Source organism: Actinoplanes sp. NPDC000266, from assembly GCF_042899005.1.
Lineage (GTDB): Bacteria > Actinomycetota > Actinomycetes > Mycobacteriales > Micromonosporaceae > Actinoplanes.
The window spans coordinates 422,968-439,846 of sequence record NZ_JBIAZI010000008.1; the positions used below are offsets into that span (position 1 = coordinate 422,968).

Consider the following 16,879-nt stretch of genomic DNA (forward strand, 5'->3'; position numbering starts at 1 on the left):
GCAGTATGCCTAGGGTTTGACCGCCACGGCAGCGTACATTCCGGCCGCGCGGGGGCTGACCCGCTGGCCCTCGGGCACGTCGGGCCGCCACTCGGTGACCGCGGAGACACCCGGCTCGACCAGCTCGAGACCGGCGAAGAAGCCGGCGAACTCCTCCCGCGTGCGGGCGAAGGCGTCGGGCTTGCGGTTGCCGAACAGTTTGGCGCTGGCCGCCAGATCCTCGGGGGTGAGGAAGTCGTACGTGATGTTGGTGGCGGCCAGGTAGCTCCCGGCCGGCAGCGCGTCCACCAGCCGGCGTACGACGCCGCGCGCCTGCTCGTAGTCCTCGACGAAGTGCAGGACGGCGATCAGCATGAGCCCCACCGGCCGCTTCAGGTCGAGAGTGCCGGCCACCGCCGCGTTGCCCAGGATCCGCTCCGGGTTGCGCAGGTCCTCCTCGATGTAGCTCGACCGCCCCTCGGGCGTGCTGGTGAGAAGGGCCCGAGCGTGCGCCATGACCATGGGGTCGTTGTCGACATAGACCACACGGCTGGCCGGGTTCATCCGCTGAGCGACCTCATGGGTGTTGTCGGCGGTGGGCAGCCCCGTCCCGATGTCGAGGAACTGGTCGATACCGGCCTCCCCGGCCAGGAAGCGCACCGCCCGCTGGAGAAACTTGCGGTTCTCCACGGCCAGTAGACGGATGGTCGGCACCGCCTTCTCCAGCAGGTCCCCCGACTCCCGATCGGCGGCGAAGTTGTCCTTGCCACCGAGCCAGTAGTTGTACCGCCGGGCGGGATGCGCCACGCTCGTGTCGAGATTCGCGGCCCGGGCCTGCGTTTCGTCCATCGAGTGCCCTTCGTCGGTCCATGGTGGACACCCGACGATATCAAGCCCCGGCGCGGGGCGGGTGCGCACCGAGCCAGGCCGCCGCCCGCCGGGCCGAGGCCCGCGACAGCCAGGCGTCCTGAACAAGCTCGGCCAGCTCCCGGAGCGTCAACTCCCCGATCCGCCCAGCGCGCAGCAGCACCGACGGATGCCCGTCGAAGTGCCCGGTGGTGAAGAAAGGCGACTGGTCGTCCTGAACGAGTGCCTGCTTGTCCGCCTCCGACTCGACCCAGAAGACGATGACGTCGGCATAGCGCTCCAGGGTCTCCGGATCGAAGGCGTCGGGCCGAGGATTCCGGAAGAACACGAACGACTTCCCACCAACTTGATAGACCGGGTTGTCACCAGCCGCGTGCTCGACGGTCACGTGCGGCATCGCGAGCGCCAGCTCATGCACGTCCTCGACCCGGGCCGGCCGGTCCTGCTCCTGCGTCACCACACCAACCTAACCAACCGAATGCGCACTGCCGGGGACTGCGACCCAGGTTCCCGCCCAACGGTTTCGCATGGCATCGCTGCTCCCGCGCCACCCCTCCACCGTCCCGCGCGCGACATCGATGGCCCCGATCTCCGCGCGACGGGTGACCTTGCTCCGCTTCGCCATACGGTCGTTCCCGACTCGGCCCGCACGCTCGCGTCATGGGCCGCACCAGCGGCGTCCGCGACCTCCGCGGCATGGGTAGGCCCTTCCGCACGCACGATGACGGGCGCGAAGTAGGCACGCTTTGCCCGCGGACTGTCGGCTGACTCGAATACGAGCGCGAATGTGGCACGTTTTCCCTCTTACCGCTCCGACGGCGTTCGCGGGAAAATAGCTCATGGGCCAGATACGGGGTCAGACGCAGTTGTTCAGCCAGACGCAGTTAGCTCAATGGCGTGACCCTACCAAGCGCCGCAATTACTCCGCCAGTGCGGAACAATTCCGCCGCGACCATCACGAGCGCCGGCAATACGGATTGATACAACGCCACACCCGCAAATGGCGCAGCCTGCACGGCGACACACCGATGCCACCCTTGGCTCCACCCCGCCCCTACAGGTCACGCCCTGACCGCGCACCCGCCTCGACCAGCCCGGCCGCGCCAGGCCCGTCCGTTGCCAGCCCGACCGCTGCAGGCTCGACCGCCGCAGGCCCGACCGCTGCCCGCCCGACCGCTGCCCGCCCGACCGCCGCCCGCCCGACCGCCACCCGCCCGACCGCCACCCGCCCGACCGCCGCCCGCCCGACCGCCGCCCGCCCGACCGCCACCCGCCCGACCGCCACCCGCCCGACCGCCACCCGCCCGACCGCCACCCGCCCGACCGCCGCCCGCCCGACCGCTGCAGGCTCGACCGTTGTCAGCCCGGCCGCTGCAGGCTCGACCGTTGTCAGCCCGGCCGATCTGGCCGCCCCAAGCCCGGTCAGCGCGGGATCGGTCAGCGCGGGATCGGTCAGCGCGGGATCGGCCAGCGCGGGATCGGCCAGCGCGGGCTCGGCCAGCGCAGGCTCGGGCGGCCCAGCGAGTCCGAGCGTCCCCACCGGGGCTCACCAAAAGCCCGCGGCAGCGATCATCACCACCCACACTGGAACGATGGCGGTGCCGGCCAACGACGTCGCCGCCGGCGCATCCACCGGATCGGCATCATCCGGATCATGCCGGCGGAACTCGACCGTAAGCCCCGCGATACCCCACCGAACACCACGCGCCCATTCCCGCTGGAGTATGGCCGCTCGGTCAAGTCGCCCCGCGAGACGCAAACAGGTTTTCGGGTGGCCATTCCTGCGACGTGAGGAAAGATATTCCGCGATGGCGCTGAACGAATTGGCGCGAAGGTCGAATCGGCGGCTTCGCCTTGACCGGGCGGCGCCATTCCGAACTGACGAGGCGCAATCCTGTCGGTGGATCCGTTCGAGGCTCTCGTGCTTGAGAAACGCCGGACCGCCGGGTGACTATTCACCCGGCGGACCGTTGTGTGGTGTCAGACTCGGGTCTTGGGGCGTAGGTAGACGGCCCAGGTGACCAGGACGCAGATGGCGTAGAAGGCGATGAAGGCGATGTACGCCGCGTCGGCCTCCTTTGTTGACAAGAAGGACTGGCGGAAGGCCAAGTTGACCAGGACGCCGCCGAAAGCGCCGATCGCTCCTGCTATGCCGATCACGGCGTTCGAGAGGCGGCGGGCCTCGTGGTCGTCGTTCGGGTGCTTCGCTCGGAAGATGGCGGGGATCATCTTGTATGTCGAGCCGTTTCCTATGCCTGTGAGGACGAACAGCAGGACGAAGCCGGCGATGTAGAGGGGCAGCGACTTCTGCTGGGCGGCCAGCAGGACTATGCCGGCGCCCACGGCCATCGCGATGAAGTTGACGAAGGTGACCCTTGCTCCGCCCAAGCGGTCGGCCAGGGCGCCGCCTACCGGGCGGATCAGTGAGCCGAGCAGCGGGCCCAGGAAGGTCAGGTAGGCCGCCTTCACGGGCGTACTGAACTCGGTGTGGAACTGGACCTGCAGCACCTGGCCGAAGGCGAAGCCGAAGCCGATGAAGGAACCGAAGGTTCCGATGTAGAGCAACGACATGATCCAGGTGTGCGGCTCGCGGAAGGCGTCGCGCATGCCCCGCTTCTCGTTGCGGACCTGGGTCAGGTTGTCCATGTACAGGGCCGAGCCGAGCGCCGCCAGCACGATCAGCGGGATGTAGATGCCGGCCACGATGCCGGGATGGCCGGCGCCGAAAACCGCCAGCACGAACAGGCCGACCAGCTGGACCGCGGCCACGCCCAGGTTGCCGCCGCCCGCGTTGATGCCCAGGGCCCAGCCCTTCAGGCGATCGGGATAGTACGCGTTGATGTTCGTCATCGACGAGGCGAAGTTGCCGCCGCCGACGCCGGCCAGCGCGGCCAGGATGACCAGGGTCGAGTAGTCCACGCCGGGGCGGATCAGGAACGCCGCCGCCACCGCCGGCACCAGCAGCAGCGAGGCGCTGAAGACCGTCCAGTTGCGGCCGCCGAAACGGGCCACGGCGAAGCTGTACGGGATGCGCAGGGCCGCGCCGAACAGGGTCGGCACCGCGGTCAGCAGGAACTTGCCGGCCGGGTCGATGCCGTACTCGGGGCCCAGGAACAGCACCATCACCGACCACAGCGACCAGACCGAGAAGCCGATGTGCTCCGAGGTGATCGAGAAGATCAGGTTGCGGCGGGCGATCTTCTTGCCGCCGGCCTCCCAGAAGACCGGGTCCTCGGGACGCCAATCGTCGATCCAGTGACCCCGAACCGACGACGCGGCCGGCCTCTCCAGAACAGCGGTCATCTCAATCCCCCAGCATGATCTTGTCGTCGTCGATGGACACCGGGTAGACCGCGACGTCCGGCTGGCCGCTGAGCGAGCAGCCGGTGCGCAGGTCCCAGGCGTTCAGGTGCAGTGGGCAGATGACCTGCTTGAGGTCGATCTGGCCGTCCGCGAGCGGGCCGCCCTTGTGCGGGCACAACGCGGAGGTCGCGCGGACCGAGCCGTCGCGCAGGCGGAAGATGGCGATCATGTCGCCGTCGACGGCGAACGTGCGTCCCTCGCCGAGCGGGATGTCGTGGACGGAAGCGATCGGCCTCATGCGCGCACCGGAACCTGGGGAAGGACGATCAGGGGCAGGGAGGTGCGGAACTGGCCGGGCGTGGCCGGTTCGTCGCGGTCCTTCCACGGGTCGCGGTAGGCGCCCACCGAGGCCTCCATCGCCGCGTCCAGGTCGGCCGCGATGCCGTCGGCGTCGTCCACGACGACCGCACGGACCCGGTCGATGCCGACGCGCGGCACGAAGGCGTACGTCCGCTCGAGCCAGTTCGCGTTCTCCCGGTAGTACTGGAGGAACCGGCCGGTCAGCGTGATGACCGCCTCGGGGCTGTCGACCGTCGTGAGCAGGTCGCCCTTGCGGATGTGGGCCCCGGCGGCACCGCCCACGTAGATCTCCCATTTGCCGCCGTCGATGGCGACGACACCCAGGTCTTTGACGTACGCCTCGGCGCAGTTCCGTGGGCAGCCGGTGACCGCGAGCTTCATCTTGCCGGGACCCTCGATGCCCTGGTAGCGCTCCTCCAGCGCGATGCCCAGCGCGGTCGAGTCGCCCACACCGAAGCGGCAGAAGTCGGAGCCGACGCAGGTCTTCACCGTGCGGAAGCTCTTGCCGTAGGCGTACCCGGACGGCATGTCCAGGTCGGCCCACACCTCGGGCAGCTTCTCCTTGGGGATGCCGAGCAGGTCGATGCGCTGGCCGCCGGTCAGCTTGACCATCGGCACCTCGTGCTTCTCGGCGACCTCGGCGATCCGCTTGAGCTGGGCCGGGGTGGTGACGCCGCCCTTCATCTGGGGCACCACCGAGAACGTGCCGTCGCGCTGGATGTTGGCGTGCACCCGGTCGTTGATGAAGCGGGCGTCACGCTCGTCGACGTACTCGCCGCCCCACATCATCTTCAGCAGCGAGGCCAGCCCCATCTTGCTCTTGGCGTCCTCGTCGCCGCCGAGCTTGGCGAACACCGACGACACGCTCTTGAGCTCGTGCAGGCGGATCGCGTTCATCAGCTCCGGCTTGGGCATCGGGATGCCGGGCACGTAGTACGACGCCGCCGGGTCCTCCTCGACCTCACCGCCGGCCGCCCACTCGACGATCCGCTGGACCACGCTCTTGCAGGTGCCGCAGCCCTTACCGGCCCGGGTCTTGTCCATCACCCCGGAGACGGTCTTGCAGCCGCTCTGCACGGTCGAGCAGATCGTGCCCTTGCTGACGCCGTTGCAGTTGCAGACCTGCTCGTCGTCGGCCATGTCCTCGACCTTGACCTCGCCGGCCGGGCCGCCCAGGTCGAACATGAGCTCGGCCCGCTCCTCGGGCAGGGCCAGGCCCCGGTCGAAGGCCTGCATGAGGAAGGCGACCTTCTTGACGTCGCCGACCAGCGTCGCGCCGACCAGGCGGCCGTCGCGGATGATGACGTTCTTGTAGATGCCCTTCTTCGGCTCGGCGAAGGTGAGCACCTCGTCGTCCTCGTGCTCGGGCTCCTTGAGCCCCATGGCGGCGACGTCGACGCCGGCCACCTTGAGCTTCGTGGCGACCTGCGAGCCCTGATATTCGGCGAACGGGTTGACGCCGGTCAGGTGGTCGGCGAGGACCTTGGCCTGGTCCCACAGCGGGGCGACCAGGCCGTATACCTCGCCGCGGTGCTGGGCGCACTCGCCGACCGCGTAGATGTCGTCCTCGTCCTGGACCCGCATCTGGTCGTCGACGACGATGCCGCGGTCGACCTTGAGGCCGCTCTCGGCGGCCATCTCCGAGTTGGCCCGGATGCCGGCCGCGACCACGATGACGTCGCATTCGATGACCCGGCCGTCGGCCAGCTTGACGCCGGTGACCGCGTGCTTGCCGAGGATCTCGGTGGTCATGCCGTCGACGACGACCTCGATGCCGAGCTTCTCCTCGATCGTCTTGCGCAGGGTGTCGCCGGCCGCGAAGTTGAGCTGGGTGTTCATCAGGTGGCCCATGGCGTGCACGAGGGTGACGTGCGGCAGGTGGTTCTGCAGGCCGCGGGCCGCCTCGAGGCCGAGCAGGCCGCCGCCGATGACGACCGCGCGCTCGTGCTCCTTGGCGTACCGGATCATCGCCCGGGTGTCGTCGAGGGTCCGGAAGGCGAAGACGCCCTGGTGATAGCCGCGGCCGGGCCGGTGCGCGCCGGGGATCGGCGGGACGAAGGCGCGGCTGCCGGTGGCGATGATGAGCTTGTCGTACGGCGTGACGCTGCCGTCCTCGGCGACGACGCTCTTGGTCTTCTTGTCGATCCGGGCGATCCGGGAACCGGCGTGCAGCGTGATGCCGTTGTCGGCGTACCAGGAAAGATCGTTGAGGAAGATGCCGGACTCGTCCTCGACGCCCGCCAGGACGTTGGACAGCATGATCCGGTTGTAGTTGCCGTACGGCTCGTCGCCGAACATCGTGATCTCGAAGTCCCCGCCGCGGGCGAGGATCTCCTCCACCGTCCGGGCGCCGGCCATGCCGTTCCCGATGACCACCAAACGTTGCTTCACCGCGTCTCGGTTCCTTCCTCAAACGTACGGATCGCGACCGCGCACGCCTTGAAGGCGGGCATCCGTGAATGCGGGTCGAGAGCCGGGTTGGTCAGCGCGTTCGCGCCGGGCCAGTGGAACGGGGCGAAGACCGTGTCCGGCCTGATCCCGTCGCTGAGCCGGGCGCGCAGCACCGCGACGCCGCGGCGGCTGCGCAACTCGACCAGGTCGCCGTCGGCGATGCCGTGCCGGCGAGCCAGGTCGGGGTGGATCTCCGCGCGGGGTTCGGGCAGCGCGACGGCGAGCGCCTTCACCCGGCGGGTCTGGTTGCCGCTCTGGTACTGCTGCATGTTGCGGCCGGTCGTCAGGACGTACGGGAAAGTCTTGTCCGGCATCTCCGCCGGATCCCGGTGATCGACTTTGATGAATTTCGCTTTTCTAGTGGGCGTCGGAAAGCCGTCGGCGAACAGCCGTGGCGTGCCCGGGTGATCCTCGGAGGGGCACGGCCAGAAGACGCCGTCCTCTTTCTCGATGCGCTCGTAAGTGATGCCGCTGTAGTCGGCGATACCGCCCGCGCTGGCCCGGCGCAGCTCCTCGAAGACCGTGCGCGGATCGGCGCTGAAGAACTTGCCGCGGCCCAGCCGGTCGGCCAGCTCGGTCAGCACCTCGAGGTCGGTCCGCACGTCCGGCGGCGGGGGCAGCGCCCGCTTGCGGCGGATGACCCGGCCCTCGAGGTTGGTCATCGTGCCCTCCTCCTCGGCCCACTGGGCGGTCGGGAGGACGACGTCGGCCAGCTCGGCCGTCTCGGACAGGAAGATGTCGGAAACAACCAGGAAATCGAGTGCCCGCAGCCGGTCCAGGATCCGGTTGCTGTGCGGGGCCGAGACGGCGATGTTGCTGGCCAGGACCATCAGCACCCGTACGCCGCCGTCGGTGCCGAGACGATCGAGCATTTCGTACGCCGACAGGCCGGGCCGGGGAAGCTCGTCCGGGTCGATCCCCCACACCGCGGCCACGTGGGCCCGGGCCGCGGGGTCGTCGAGCTTGCGATAGCCGGGCAGCTGGTCGGCCTTCTGACCGTGCTCGCGGCCGCCCTGGCCGTTGCCCTGCCCGGTGATGGTGCCGTAGCCCGAGTACGGGCGGCCGACCAGCCCGAGCGCCAGCGCCAGGTTGAGCCAGGCCTGGGCGGTGTCGGTGCCGTTGCTGTGCTGCTCGGCGCCGCGCGCGGTGAGGATCATGGCCGGCCCGTTGGTGGCCAGCAGCCGTACCGTCTCGCGGATCTTCGTCTCCGGCACGCCGGTCATCCGCTCGACCCGCTCGGGCCAGTAGGCGTTGGTGGCCGCCTTGACGGCCTCGAAGCCGGTGGTGCGCTCCGCGATGTACGCCTCGTCGACGAAGCCCTCGCGGATCGCGATGTGCAGCATGCCGTTGGCCAGGGCCAGATCGGTGCCGGGAAGCGGCTGAAGGTGCAGGTGGGCGCCGTTGGCGGTGGCCGTACGGCGCGGGTCGATCACGATGTGCTTGGCGCCGGCGGCCCGCCCCGTGTCCAGATATTGCATGGACGGCGGCATCGCGTCGGCCGGGTTCGCCCCGACCAGCAGAACCGTCCGCGCCTCGGCCACGTCCTCCAGCGGGAACGGCAACCCGCGATCCACACCGAACGCGCGGTTGGCCGCCGTGGCCGCCGACGACATGCAGAACCGGCCGTTGTAGTCGATCGACGCCGATCGAAGACCGACCCGTACGAACTTGCCGAGCGCGTACGCCTTCTCATTGGTCAGGCCGCCGCCGCCGAAAGCGCCGACACTGTCCCGGCCGTACGTTTCCTGGCTCTTGACAATGGCGTCGGTGATTAGGCCGAGCGCCTCGTCCCAGGTCGCTTCCCGCAGCGGACTGGTGCGATCCCCGGGCGTCTTGCGAACCAGCGGAGTCAGCAGCCGATCCCGGTGATCCAGCAGGTCAGCGGCGGTGAATCCCTTGGCGCAGAGGCCGCCCTTGTTGACCGGGAATTCGCGCGGCTCGAGCTTCACCACGGGAATACCCGGGGTCAAGGTCATGCCGCACTGCAATGCGCAGTAGGGGCAATGCGTATCGGTTGCCGTCACAGGTCTTATCTTTGGGGGCGATTGTTTACCGCCAAGTCCTCCGCCGTTGCCGTGACGTACGGAAAAACCTACAAGCGGCTCGGCGCGGTTGTGAGAAGTGCGGACTCGTACCGGCCGAGGACCAGATCGGTGGTGATCGGGTCGAGGCAGAGGGGCGGGGTGACCCAGTCGGCGCCGGCCTGGTGCAGTTTGCGGTAGAAGAGGCCATCGGCCAGCAGGTAGGACGCGATGGCGACGCGTTTGGCGCCCTGCCGGCGCAGATCGGCGACCACGTCGGCGACCTTGGGGGCATGACCGGCGACATATCCGACATGGGCGCCGCCGGGGATGCGGGCGGCCAGGTCGGCGATGTCCGCGCGCCACGAAGGGTCGGAGGAACCGGCGGCGGCCAGGACCACGGCGTCGGCGTTCTTGGGAAGACGCCGGACCATGCTGTCGAGCAGGGCGTCGTCGGGACCGAGAGTCCGGGCGACGGGGATGGGGCGGGCGGCCCCGGCTACGGCTTCGGCGATGTCGACGCGGACGTGATAGCCGGCCGACAGGAGTAAAGGAACCACGACGGCGTCGCCGACCAGCGGGACCACGTCGGCGACCTTGGGCTCCTGGACGTCGACGTAGGTGAGGCGGACGTCGAGGCCGGGGCGGCGGGCGGCGACCCGGGCGACCAGGTCGCGGATCTGGGCTTGGCCGTGTGGGCTGCGGGTGCCGTGGGCGACAGCGATCAAGGTGGGCATTTATCAGGCCTTTCGCGAGAAAAGGACCGCGCCGTTGCGGCCTGACGAGTCGTTGTCCACAGAAGCCGGTTGTCCACAGGCCGCCCGGCGTCCCCACGCGATTTCCGGGAGAATGGCCATCGGGGGCTGCCCCCTGGGAGGGTGGGCTCTGTGATCGGCGGGCTCTGTGATCGGCGGGCTCTGTGATCGGCGGGCTCTGTGATCGGCGGGCTCTGTGATCGGCGGGCTCTGTGATCGGCGCGATCTACACGGGCTCGTCCACGCGGAGCCGATAGCCGCGCTTGATCACGGTCTCGATGTGGCGGCCGGAGCCGAGCGCCGACCGCAACCGGGCCACCGCGACATCCACCGCATGCCCGTCGTTGCCGCGGGGCAGGGCCGCGATCAGCTGATCCTTCGACACCACCACCCCCGGCCTCGCCGCCAGCGCCGTCAGGATCGCCATCGCCGCCGGGGCCAGCGAATGCGGGACTTCGTCGATCAGCACCGCGTGCCCGCGCATCTCCAGCGTCGACCCGGCCACCTTCAGCTTCACCGACCTCTTCGGCAGCTCGTCCGTGACCGTCTTGATCAGCGCGCCCAGGCGGAACCTCTCCGGCATCACCACCGGCACACCGAGCTCGATCAGCGGCGCCGCCGTCACCGGCCCCACGCACGCGGCCAGGGTGCCCGACGCGAAACGATCAAGGACCAGGGAGCGCGACGAACCGGCCATGTTCAGGAACGATTTCACCGCCGGGGCGCTCGTGAACGTCACCGCGTCGATCTGCCCGGCCGTGATCTGCTCGACCAGCCGGCGTACCGGCGCCGTGTCCGCCGGCTCCACCCAGCGGTAGACCGGCACCTCCACGACCGCCGCCCCCGCCGCCCGCAGGGCCGCCACGAACTCCGTCTGCGGCTCCCCGTGCTCCTGCACCGCGATCCGCAGACCGGCGATGCCCTCCTCGAGCAGCCGGGACAGGACCTCCTCGGTCGCCTCGGTCTTGGCCGCCCACTCCTCGGTGAGCCCGGCCGCCCGTACGGCCCCGCAGGGTTTGGGGCCCCGGGCCACGATCCGGGCGCCGCGGAGCACCTCGCGCAGCTGCTCGGCCATGCCCCAGCCCTCGGCCGCCTCGAGCCAGCCCCGGAAGCCGAAACCGGTGGTGGCCACGACCAGGTCGGGCGCCAGCCCGATGCAGGCCGCGGTGGCCGCGTGCAGCGCCTCGTCGTCGATGAGCGGCACGATGCTGATCGCCGACGCGGTGACGACCCGGGCCCCGCGCCGCTGAAGGAGCGCGGTCATCTCGTCACGGCGCCGCTCGGCGGTGACCGCGACGGTGAACCCCGTCAGCGCTCCTTCGATCATCCAGGCTCCCAAGTAGTAGTTCACGCCAGCCTGTCCACGATCCGTTACCGGAACGTCGAGCCTTTGTTTCGGGCTGAATAACGCGTGATCACTTTCCAGAGGATGGAACCTGAGGTCAGTCGGCCTCTTCGACGATCTTGCGGACGGTGGCGAGCAGCTTGAACACCTCGATGCGGCCGTCCAGGAACCCCATCCGATAGTCGGCGCCGGTGTCGGGGTGCTGCGCGCGGGACAGGTCGCGGCGCGCGGCCATGCCGTCGGCGCGACCCGTCTCGTACGCCAGAAGTGCGTCGTCCATCAGTTGTTCTTGCCGTCCAGGGCGCGGCGGATCGCGGCCAGCAGGTTCTCCTCGAACGCCGACACCTGGCCGTCGACGAGCCCGACCATGTAGTCGGGGTCCTCGGCCCGCGCCTCGTTTTTGCGACGGCCGGCGAGCCCGTCGGCCCGGCCGTCCTCGTACGCCAGCAGGGCGTTGTCAGCGCTGTCCATGCATCCTCCCCGAACGCTTGCCGCCGCGCTCGAGCGCAGACACCGCGATCCAATCTCGCACGCGATGACAGCACCGCCCACCGGCTGAAACGGCCGGGCGAAAATCCTAAAGTCCCAGGTCAAGAGCCGGTTCAGATGAATTACTGCGCGTTGGGAAACAATCACGCAGCGGCAGGGAGCAGCCCCGAACGCCGCCACAGGGCGCGGCCGGGACCATCGATCAGATCAAGATCTTCCAGGTACGTCACCACGCGCTCCCCGGCCCAGCGGATCGTCTCCTGGAAATACGGGTTGGCGTCGGCCAGCCGCTTGCCCTCGGCCGGCGACAGGCCGATCGAGCGGTACACCGCCGGGTGGATCAGGCGCGTGCCGCAGAGATAGGCGGCCCGGGCGATCACCACCTTGTCGAAGGTGAGCCGCCCCTTCCCGGCCTCGCGCACCTGCCGGGCCAGCTCCTCGCGGGCGTACCGGACGTGCCGCGCCTCCTCGACCACGTGGATCCGCGACACCATCCGGACCAGCGGCTGCACCTGCTCGTCGGCCATCGCCTCGCGCTGGAGGGTGTCCAGGATCTCCTCGCAGATGAGGATCGCGGCGAACATGCGCGGCCCGGTGCCGGTGGCGGCGATCCACTTGCCCAGCCACGCGTTGACGCCGTCGGGCCGGTAGACCGGTGCGCCCAGGGCGGAGATCATCTTTCCGAACATGACCGAGTGCCGGCACTCGTCCGCGACCTCGGTCAGCGCGTACTGCGCGTGGGCGGCGGTCGGGTCCTGCCGGTAGTAGCCGCGGATGAGCAGCTGCATGAGGATCGTCTCGAACCAGACGCCGAGCCCGGCGATGCTGGCCACCTCGTGCCGGGTCAGGGTGATCCGCTGCTCCTCGGTGAGCCGCTCCCACGTGTCCGTGCCGTAGAGGCTGGACCGGTGCGGCGGTACGAAGTACTTGCCGTCGGCGAACGGAGCCTCCCAGTCGATCTCCACTTCGGGGTCGTACGAATGCTCCGCGGACGACCTCAGGAGCCGGGTGGCGGTGCGATCGCGATCCATCAGAACCCTCCCGGGGACTGTGAGGTACTTGACGTTACCTCGGGTAACAGTTACTTCTAGTACTATGAACACGGATGAGACGCCGGTCAATACGGACGGCCGGAAGGGCCGCTGGGCCGGCCACCGTGAGCAGCGGCGGGCCGAGCTGACCGAGGCGGCCATCGAGGCGATCCGCGTGCACGGCCCCGAGGTGGGCATGGACGCGATCGCCGCACACGCCGGCATCAGCAAGCCGGTGCTCTACCGCTACTTCGCCGACAAGTCCGAGCTGTGGCTTGCGGTCGGGCAGCGCGCGGCCGGCATGGTCCTCGACGCGATCGTCCCGGCCGTGGCGGCGGTCCGCGAGGAGCGGGCGGCGGTCGGTGCCGCCATCGACGCGTACCTGGGGCACATCGCCGCCGACACCAACCTCTACCAGTTCGTGGTGCACCAGCCCGAGATCGCGCGCGGCCGCGACGTCGTCGCCGACGTGGTCGACACGGTGGCCAGCGGCCTGGCCCGGATCCTGGGTGACCGGCTGCGGGCCCGCGGGCTCGACTCGGGCGCGGCGCTGCCGTGGGCGTACGGCGTGGTGGGTTATGTCCAGGCCGTCGGCGACTGGTGGCTGCGGCAGCAGCAGCCGATCAGCCGCGAGGCGCTCGGCGACTATCTGACGACGTTCCTGTGGGGCGGCATTGCGGGACTTCAGCAGGCGGCGGACGTGCCCGGCGGGCTCGCCGCGTATCGGGAGGAGACCAGCTTTGGACATTCCTGAGGAGGAGTACCGGGGGCCCGCCACGCTGAGCATCGGCGAGGCGGCCCATCCGGTCGAGATCCGCCTCTCGGCCCGGTTCGAGCCGATCGAGGGCCGTTTCCGCTGGGCCGGGAGGACGACACCGGACGAGAGCCTGCGGGAACGCGTGGCGGGTGGCTTGCGGCAGGCGTCGCTTGCGCTTCCAGGGTCAAATTCGGTTGAGGTACGCCTGAGCGAGCCCGACCCGTGGGGCGGCATCCGCCTGTCGGGCACGGGCACGCCGCCCTGGTTCCGGGGGTTCCCCTCATGAGCGACCACTTCGACGTCATCATCATCGGGGCCGGGCTCTCGGGCATCGGCGCGGCCTGGCGGTTGCAGGAGTCGGGGCTCGGCAAGACGTACGCCATCCTCGAAGCCCGCGGCGCGATCGGCGGCACCTGGGACCTGTTCCGTTACCCCGGCGTCCGGTCCGACTCGGACATGTTCACTCTGAGCTACTCGTTCCGGCCGTGGCGCGACACCCAGTCGCTCGCCTCCGGCGACAAGATCCGCGACTACATCCGGGCCACCGCCGACGAGGGCGGCATCAGCCGGCACATCCGCTTCGACAGCAAGGTGGTGGGGGCCGACTGGGACTCCGACGAGGCCCGCTGGACGCTGACCATCGCCGACGGCTCGACCCTGACCTGCTCTTTCCTGTACGCCTGCTCGGGTTACTACAACTACGACCGCGGCTACCAGCCGGATTTCCCGGGCCTCGACGAGTTCGAGGGGCGGGTGGTCCACCCGCAGTTCTGGCCGGACGACCTCGACTACCGCGGCAAGCGGGTCGTGGTGATCGGCAGCGGCGCGACCGCGGTGACGCTGGTGCCGGCGATGGCGCCCGAGGCGGCGCACGTGACGATGCTCCAGCGCTCGCCGTCGTACCTGACCTCGCTGCCCTCGCACGACGTGGTGGCCCGGGCCCTGCTGCGGGTGCTGCCCGGCGCGGCGGCGAGCCGGATCGCGCGGGCCAAGAACATCGTGATGACGCAGGGCTTCTATCAGCTGGCCCGGCGGCAACCGGACCGCGTGCGCAAGGTGCTGCGGTCGCTGGCCGTCAAGGGGCTCGGCGACGAGGCGTACGTGGACGAGCACTTCAAGCCCTCTTACAACCCGTGGGACCAGCGCCTGTGCGTGATCCCGGAGGGCGACCTCTACACCGAGATCAAGGCCGGCCGCGCCTCGGTGGTGACCGACCACATCGACGCGTTCGTCCCGTCCGGCATCCGCCTGAAGTCGGGCCAGGTCCTCGGCGCCGACATCGTGGTCTCGGCCACGGGCCTGTCCCTGCTGCCGATCGGCGGCGTCAAGGTCTCGGTCGACGGTACGCCGGTACAGCTCGGCGACCAGGCGGCCTACCGCGGCGTGATGCTGAGCGGCGTACCCAATCTGGCCTATTGCATCGGCTACGTGAACGCCTCCTGGACGCTGCGGGCCGACCTCTCGCACCGCTACGTGATGAAGCTGCTGCGCCACATGGACCGCAACCGCCTCGCCGTGGCGACCCCGGCGACACCCACCGGTTCCGGGCGGCCGCTGCTGGACCTCTCGTCGGGCTACGTGCAGCGCGCCCTCGACGACTGGCCCCGCCAGGGCGTCCAGGCACCGTGGATAGTCCGCCAGAACTACCTGCGTGACATCATCACCACCCCGCGAGCCGACGTGACCCGCGACATGCGCTTCCGCCGCGCGGCCCTGCCCGCTCACCGCACACCCGCCGCCTCCCAGAAGGGCTCCACCCCATGACCCGTCTCGGACAATTCCGATTTGCCGGTCATACGGCCGTGCTGACCGGCGCCGCCAGCGGGATCGGTGAGCAGCTCGCCTATCAGCTCGGCGAGCTCGGCAGCCATCTCGTGCTGGTCGACCGCGACGAGACCCGCCTCAAGCAGGTCGCCGACCGCGTCCGCGCCTCGCATCCCGGCCTCACCGTCGAGACGATCGTGGCCGACCTCGCCGACCGGGCCCAGGTCGAGGGCGTCGCCACCAAGGTCCTGGCCGACCACGCCGCGATCGGGCTGCTGGTCAACAACGCCGGCATCGCCCTCGGCGGGCGCTTCGACCAGGTCACGGTCGAGGAGTTCGAGACCGTGATGAACGTGAACTTCCGGGCCCCGATGCTGCTCACCCACGCGCTGCTGCCCGCGCTCACCGCCGCGCCGGGCGGTCACCTGGTGAACGTCTCCAGCCTGTTCGGGCTGATCGCACCGGCCGGGCAGAGCGCGTACGCGGCCAGCAAGTTCGCCCTGCGCGGCCTCAGCCAGGCCCTGCACGCCGAGCTCGCCGAAAACGGGGTGGGCGTGACGACCGTGCATCCGGGCGGCATCCGCACCCGCATCGCCGAGAGCGCCATCGTCGGCGCCCACGTCCCCGAGTCCGAGATCGAGCCCAACCGCAAGCTGTTCGACGCGCTGCTCACCTATCCCCCGGAGAAAGCCGCGCGGCAGATCATCGAGGCCGTCACCCGGCGCCGGCCTCGGCTGCTCATCGCCATCAGCGCCAAGGCCCCGGACCTGCTGGCCCGGCTCTTCCCGGTCGGCCACGCCCACGTCATGCGGTTCCTGACCACCACCTCCGTCAAGATCGGGGCCCGCCGGTGAACTATGTGGAGGCCAACGGCAGCCGCATCCGCTACCACGCGACAGGCCCGGCCGACGGCCCGCCGGTGGTGCTGCTGCACGGCATCGGCCGCAGCCTGGAGGACTGGCTGCCGCAGCACGACCGGCTCACCGAGCACCGGGTGATCAGCCTGGACATGCCCGGCTTCGGCCTCTCCCAGCGCATGCCGGCCCGCACCACGCTGGCCGCGCTGGCCGAGGGCGTGTGGGCCACCCTGGACGCGCTCGGCGTCACCGACCCGGTGCATCTGATGGGCAATTCGCTGGGCGGCGCCGTGGCCATGCAGATGCTGGTCGACGACCCGGCCCGGGTCACCACGCTGACCCTGGTCAACAGCGCCGGCTTCGGCAAGGAGGTCACGTTCGCCCTGCGCATGCTGGCGGTGCCGTTCCTGGGCCGCCCGCTGCTGGGCCGCATCGACCCGCGCGTGGCCAAGCGGGTGGAACGCTCACTGTTCGCCGACCGCGCGCTGGTCACGCAGGAGCGAATTGCGATGGCCGTACGGATCGGCCGGCAGCCCGACTTCGCCGCCGTCTACCTGGAGGTCGCGCGGGCACTGGGCGGCTTCCGCGGCATCGCCCCACGCTGGCGGGCCGAGCTGCTGAACCGGGTGGTCCGCAACCCCAAGCCCACCCTGATCCTGTGGGGCGACCGCGACCTGATCCTGCCCGCCATGCACCTCACGGCGGCCCGCGCCGCCCTGCCCCACGCCCAGTCCCACCTGTTCGCCGACACCGGCCACATGCCCCAGCTGGAACGCCCCGACGAGTTCGCCCGCCTGGTCCGGCCGCTGCTGACCCTGACCGCCGAGCCACCCCGAACCCATTCACCGTTGTGACGACTATTCCGGACGCCGATCGTCCGGGACCCGGTCTACGGTGCCT

17 protein-coding genes are annotated in these 16,879 nt (G+C 69.9%); 5 read left to right on the forward strand and 12 right to left on the reverse strand.

What is annotated here, in order from left to right:
- Positions 1-9 precede the first annotated feature (9 nt).
- The 12 genes from ACFY36_RS32320 to ACFY36_RS32375 all read right to left on the reverse strand — a co-directional run bounded on the left by ACFY36_RS32320 (position 10) and on the right by ACFY36_RS32375 (position 12,601).
- Positions 10-828, reverse strand: coding sequence for an SAM-dependent methyltransferase (locus ACFY36_RS32320; protein WP_499749698.1), 819 nt, complete (start codon positions 826-828; stop codon positions 10-12).
- 40 nt (positions 829-868) lie between these two features.
- Entirely contained in the window at positions 869-1,303 is a 435-nt protein-coding gene (locus tag ACFY36_RS32325) for an MmcQ/YjbR family DNA-binding protein (RefSeq protein ID WP_499749699.1), read from the reverse strand.
- Between the two features lie 597 nt (positions 1,304-1,900).
- Positions 1,901-2,386 (reverse strand): hypothetical protein, encoded by a 486-nt coding sequence (locus ACFY36_RS32330; protein ID WP_499749700.1) that lies wholly within the window; start codon positions 2,384-2,386, stop codon positions 1,901-1,903.
- Positions 2,387-2,826: 440 nt separating this feature from the next.
- On the reverse strand, positions 2,827-4,149 hold the full coding sequence (locus ACFY36_RS32335) for a nitrate/nitrite transporter (RefSeq protein ID WP_499749701.1): 1,323 nt from the start codon (positions 4,147-4,149) through the stop codon (positions 2,827-2,829).
- Between the two features lies 1 nt (position 4,150).
- Positions 4,151-4,447, reverse strand: a complete 297-nt coding sequence (locus tag ACFY36_RS32340; RefSeq protein ID WP_499749702.1) for a Rieske (2Fe-2S) protein — start codon at positions 4,445-4,447, stop codon at positions 4,151-4,153.
- Positions 4,444-6,900, reverse strand: coding sequence for a nitrite reductase large subunit NirB (gene nirB, locus ACFY36_RS32345; RefSeq protein WP_499749703.1), 2,457 nt, complete (start codon positions 6,898-6,900; stop codon positions 4,444-4,446). Before nirB ends, ACFY36_RS32340 begins: the two co-directional genes overlap by 4 nt.
- Complete coding sequence (locus ACFY36_RS32350; RefSeq protein WP_499749704.1) at positions 6,897-8,984, reverse strand: molybdopterin oxidoreductase family protein; 2,088 nt, start codon at positions 8,982-8,984, stop codon at positions 6,897-6,899. The genes nirB and ACFY36_RS32350 overlap by 4 nt, the downstream gene beginning before the upstream one ends.
- A gap of 68 nt (positions 8,985-9,052) precedes the next feature.
- Positions 9,053-9,718 (reverse strand): sirohydrochlorin chelatase, encoded by a 666-nt coding sequence (locus ACFY36_RS32355; RefSeq protein WP_499749705.1) that lies wholly within the window; start codon positions 9,716-9,718, stop codon positions 9,053-9,055.
- A 244-nt stretch (positions 9,719-9,962) separates the two neighbouring features.
- On the reverse strand, positions 9,963-11,060 hold the full coding sequence (locus tag ACFY36_RS32360; RefSeq protein WP_499749862.1) for a uroporphyrinogen-III synthase: 1,098 nt from the start codon (positions 11,058-11,060) through the stop codon (positions 9,963-9,965).
- A 118-nt stretch (positions 11,061-11,178) separates the two neighbouring features.
- Positions 11,179-11,361: a hypothetical protein gene (locus tag ACFY36_RS32365; protein ID WP_499749706.1), complete on the reverse strand. Its 183-nt coding sequence runs from the start codon at positions 11,359-11,361 to the stop codon at positions 11,179-11,181.
- Entirely contained in the window at positions 11,361-11,552 is a 192-nt protein-coding gene (locus tag ACFY36_RS32370) for a hypothetical protein (protein ID WP_499749707.1), read from the reverse strand. Before ACFY36_RS32370 ends, ACFY36_RS32365 begins: the two co-directional genes overlap by 1 nt.
- 161 nt (positions 11,553-11,713) lie before the next feature.
- Positions 11,714-12,601: an AurF N-oxygenase family protein gene (locus ACFY36_RS32375; protein WP_499749708.1), complete on the reverse strand. Its 888-nt coding sequence runs from the start codon at positions 12,599-12,601 to the stop codon at positions 11,714-11,716.
- A gap of 64 nt (positions 12,602-12,665) precedes the next feature.
- Between ACFY36_RS32375 and ACFY36_RS32380 the strand changes: the two genes are divergently transcribed.
- From ACFY36_RS32380 to ACFY36_RS32400, 5 genes are read left to right on the forward strand one after another with little or no spacing between them, the layout of a single operon-like run.
- Positions 12,666-13,355 carry a TetR/AcrR family transcriptional regulator gene (locus ACFY36_RS32380; RefSeq protein ID WP_499749709.1) on the forward strand — a complete coding sequence of 230 codons (690 nt, stop codon included), beginning with the start codon at positions 12,666-12,668 and terminating at the stop codon, positions 13,353-13,355.
- The gene (locus ACFY36_RS32385; RefSeq protein WP_499749710.1) at positions 13,342-13,644 is read left to right on the forward strand and encodes a DUF4873 domain-containing protein; all 303 of its coding nucleotides are present in this window, start codon (positions 13,342-13,344) and stop codon (positions 13,642-13,644) included. The genes ACFY36_RS32380 and ACFY36_RS32385 overlap by 14 nt, the downstream gene beginning before the upstream one ends.
- Positions 13,641-15,122, forward strand: coding sequence for a flavin-containing monooxygenase (locus tag ACFY36_RS32390; RefSeq protein WP_499749711.1), 1,482 nt, complete (start codon positions 13,641-13,643; stop codon positions 15,120-15,122). Before ACFY36_RS32385 ends, ACFY36_RS32390 begins: the two co-directional genes overlap by 4 nt.
- A complete protein-coding gene (locus ACFY36_RS32395; RefSeq protein WP_499749712.1) occupies positions 15,119-15,976 on the forward strand; it encodes an SDR family NAD(P)-dependent oxidoreductase in 858 nt (285 codons plus the stop codon). Before ACFY36_RS32390 ends, ACFY36_RS32395 begins: the two co-directional genes overlap by 4 nt.
- Entirely contained in the window at positions 15,973-16,833 is an 861-nt protein-coding gene (locus ACFY36_RS32400; RefSeq protein ID WP_499749713.1) for an alpha/beta fold hydrolase, read from the forward strand. The genes ACFY36_RS32395 and ACFY36_RS32400 overlap by 4 nt, the downstream gene beginning before the upstream one ends.
- Positions 16,834-16,879: the final 46 nt, after the last annotated feature.

Bases quoted from the DNA above. Each gene is read 5' to 3' on its own strand.
- ACFY36_RS32335 (WP_499749701.1), bottom strand. From the start codon at position 4,149: ATGACCGCTGTTCTGGAGAGGCCGGCCGCGTCGTCGGTTCGGGGTCAC.
- ACFY36_RS32355 (WP_499749705.1), bottom strand. From the start codon at position 9,718: ATGCCCACCTTGATCGCTGTCGCCCACGGCACCCGCAGCCCACACGGC.
- ACFY36_RS32370 (WP_499749707.1), bottom strand. From the start codon at position 11,552: ATGGACAGCGCTGACAACGCCCTGCTGGCGTACGAGGACGGCCGGGCC.
- ACFY36_RS32395 (WP_499749712.1), top strand. From the start codon at position 15,119: ATGACCCGTCTCGGACAATTCCGATTTGCCGGTCATACGGCCGTGCTG.
- ACFY36_RS32320 (WP_499749698.1), bottom strand. From the start codon at position 828: ATGGACGAAACGCAGGCCCGGGCCGCGAATCTCGACACGAGCGTGGCG.
- ACFY36_RS32375 (WP_499749708.1), bottom strand. From the start codon at position 12,601: ATGGATCGCGATCGCACCGCCACCCGGCTCCTGAGGTCGTCCGCGGAG.
- ACFY36_RS32390 (WP_499749711.1), top strand. From the start codon at position 13,641: ATGAGCGACCACTTCGACGTCATCATCATCGGGGCCGGGCTCTCGGGC.
- ACFY36_RS32340 (WP_499749702.1), bottom strand. From the start codon at position 4,447: ATGAGGCCGATCGCTTCCGTCCACGACATCCCGCTCGGCGAGGGACGC.
- ACFY36_RS32380 (WP_499749709.1), top strand. From the start codon at position 12,666: ATGAACACGGATGAGACGCCGGTCAATACGGACGGCCGGAAGGGCCGC.
- ACFY36_RS32365 (WP_499749706.1), bottom strand. From the start codon at position 11,361: ATGGACGACGCACTTCTGGCGTACGAGACGGGTCGCGCCGACGGCATG.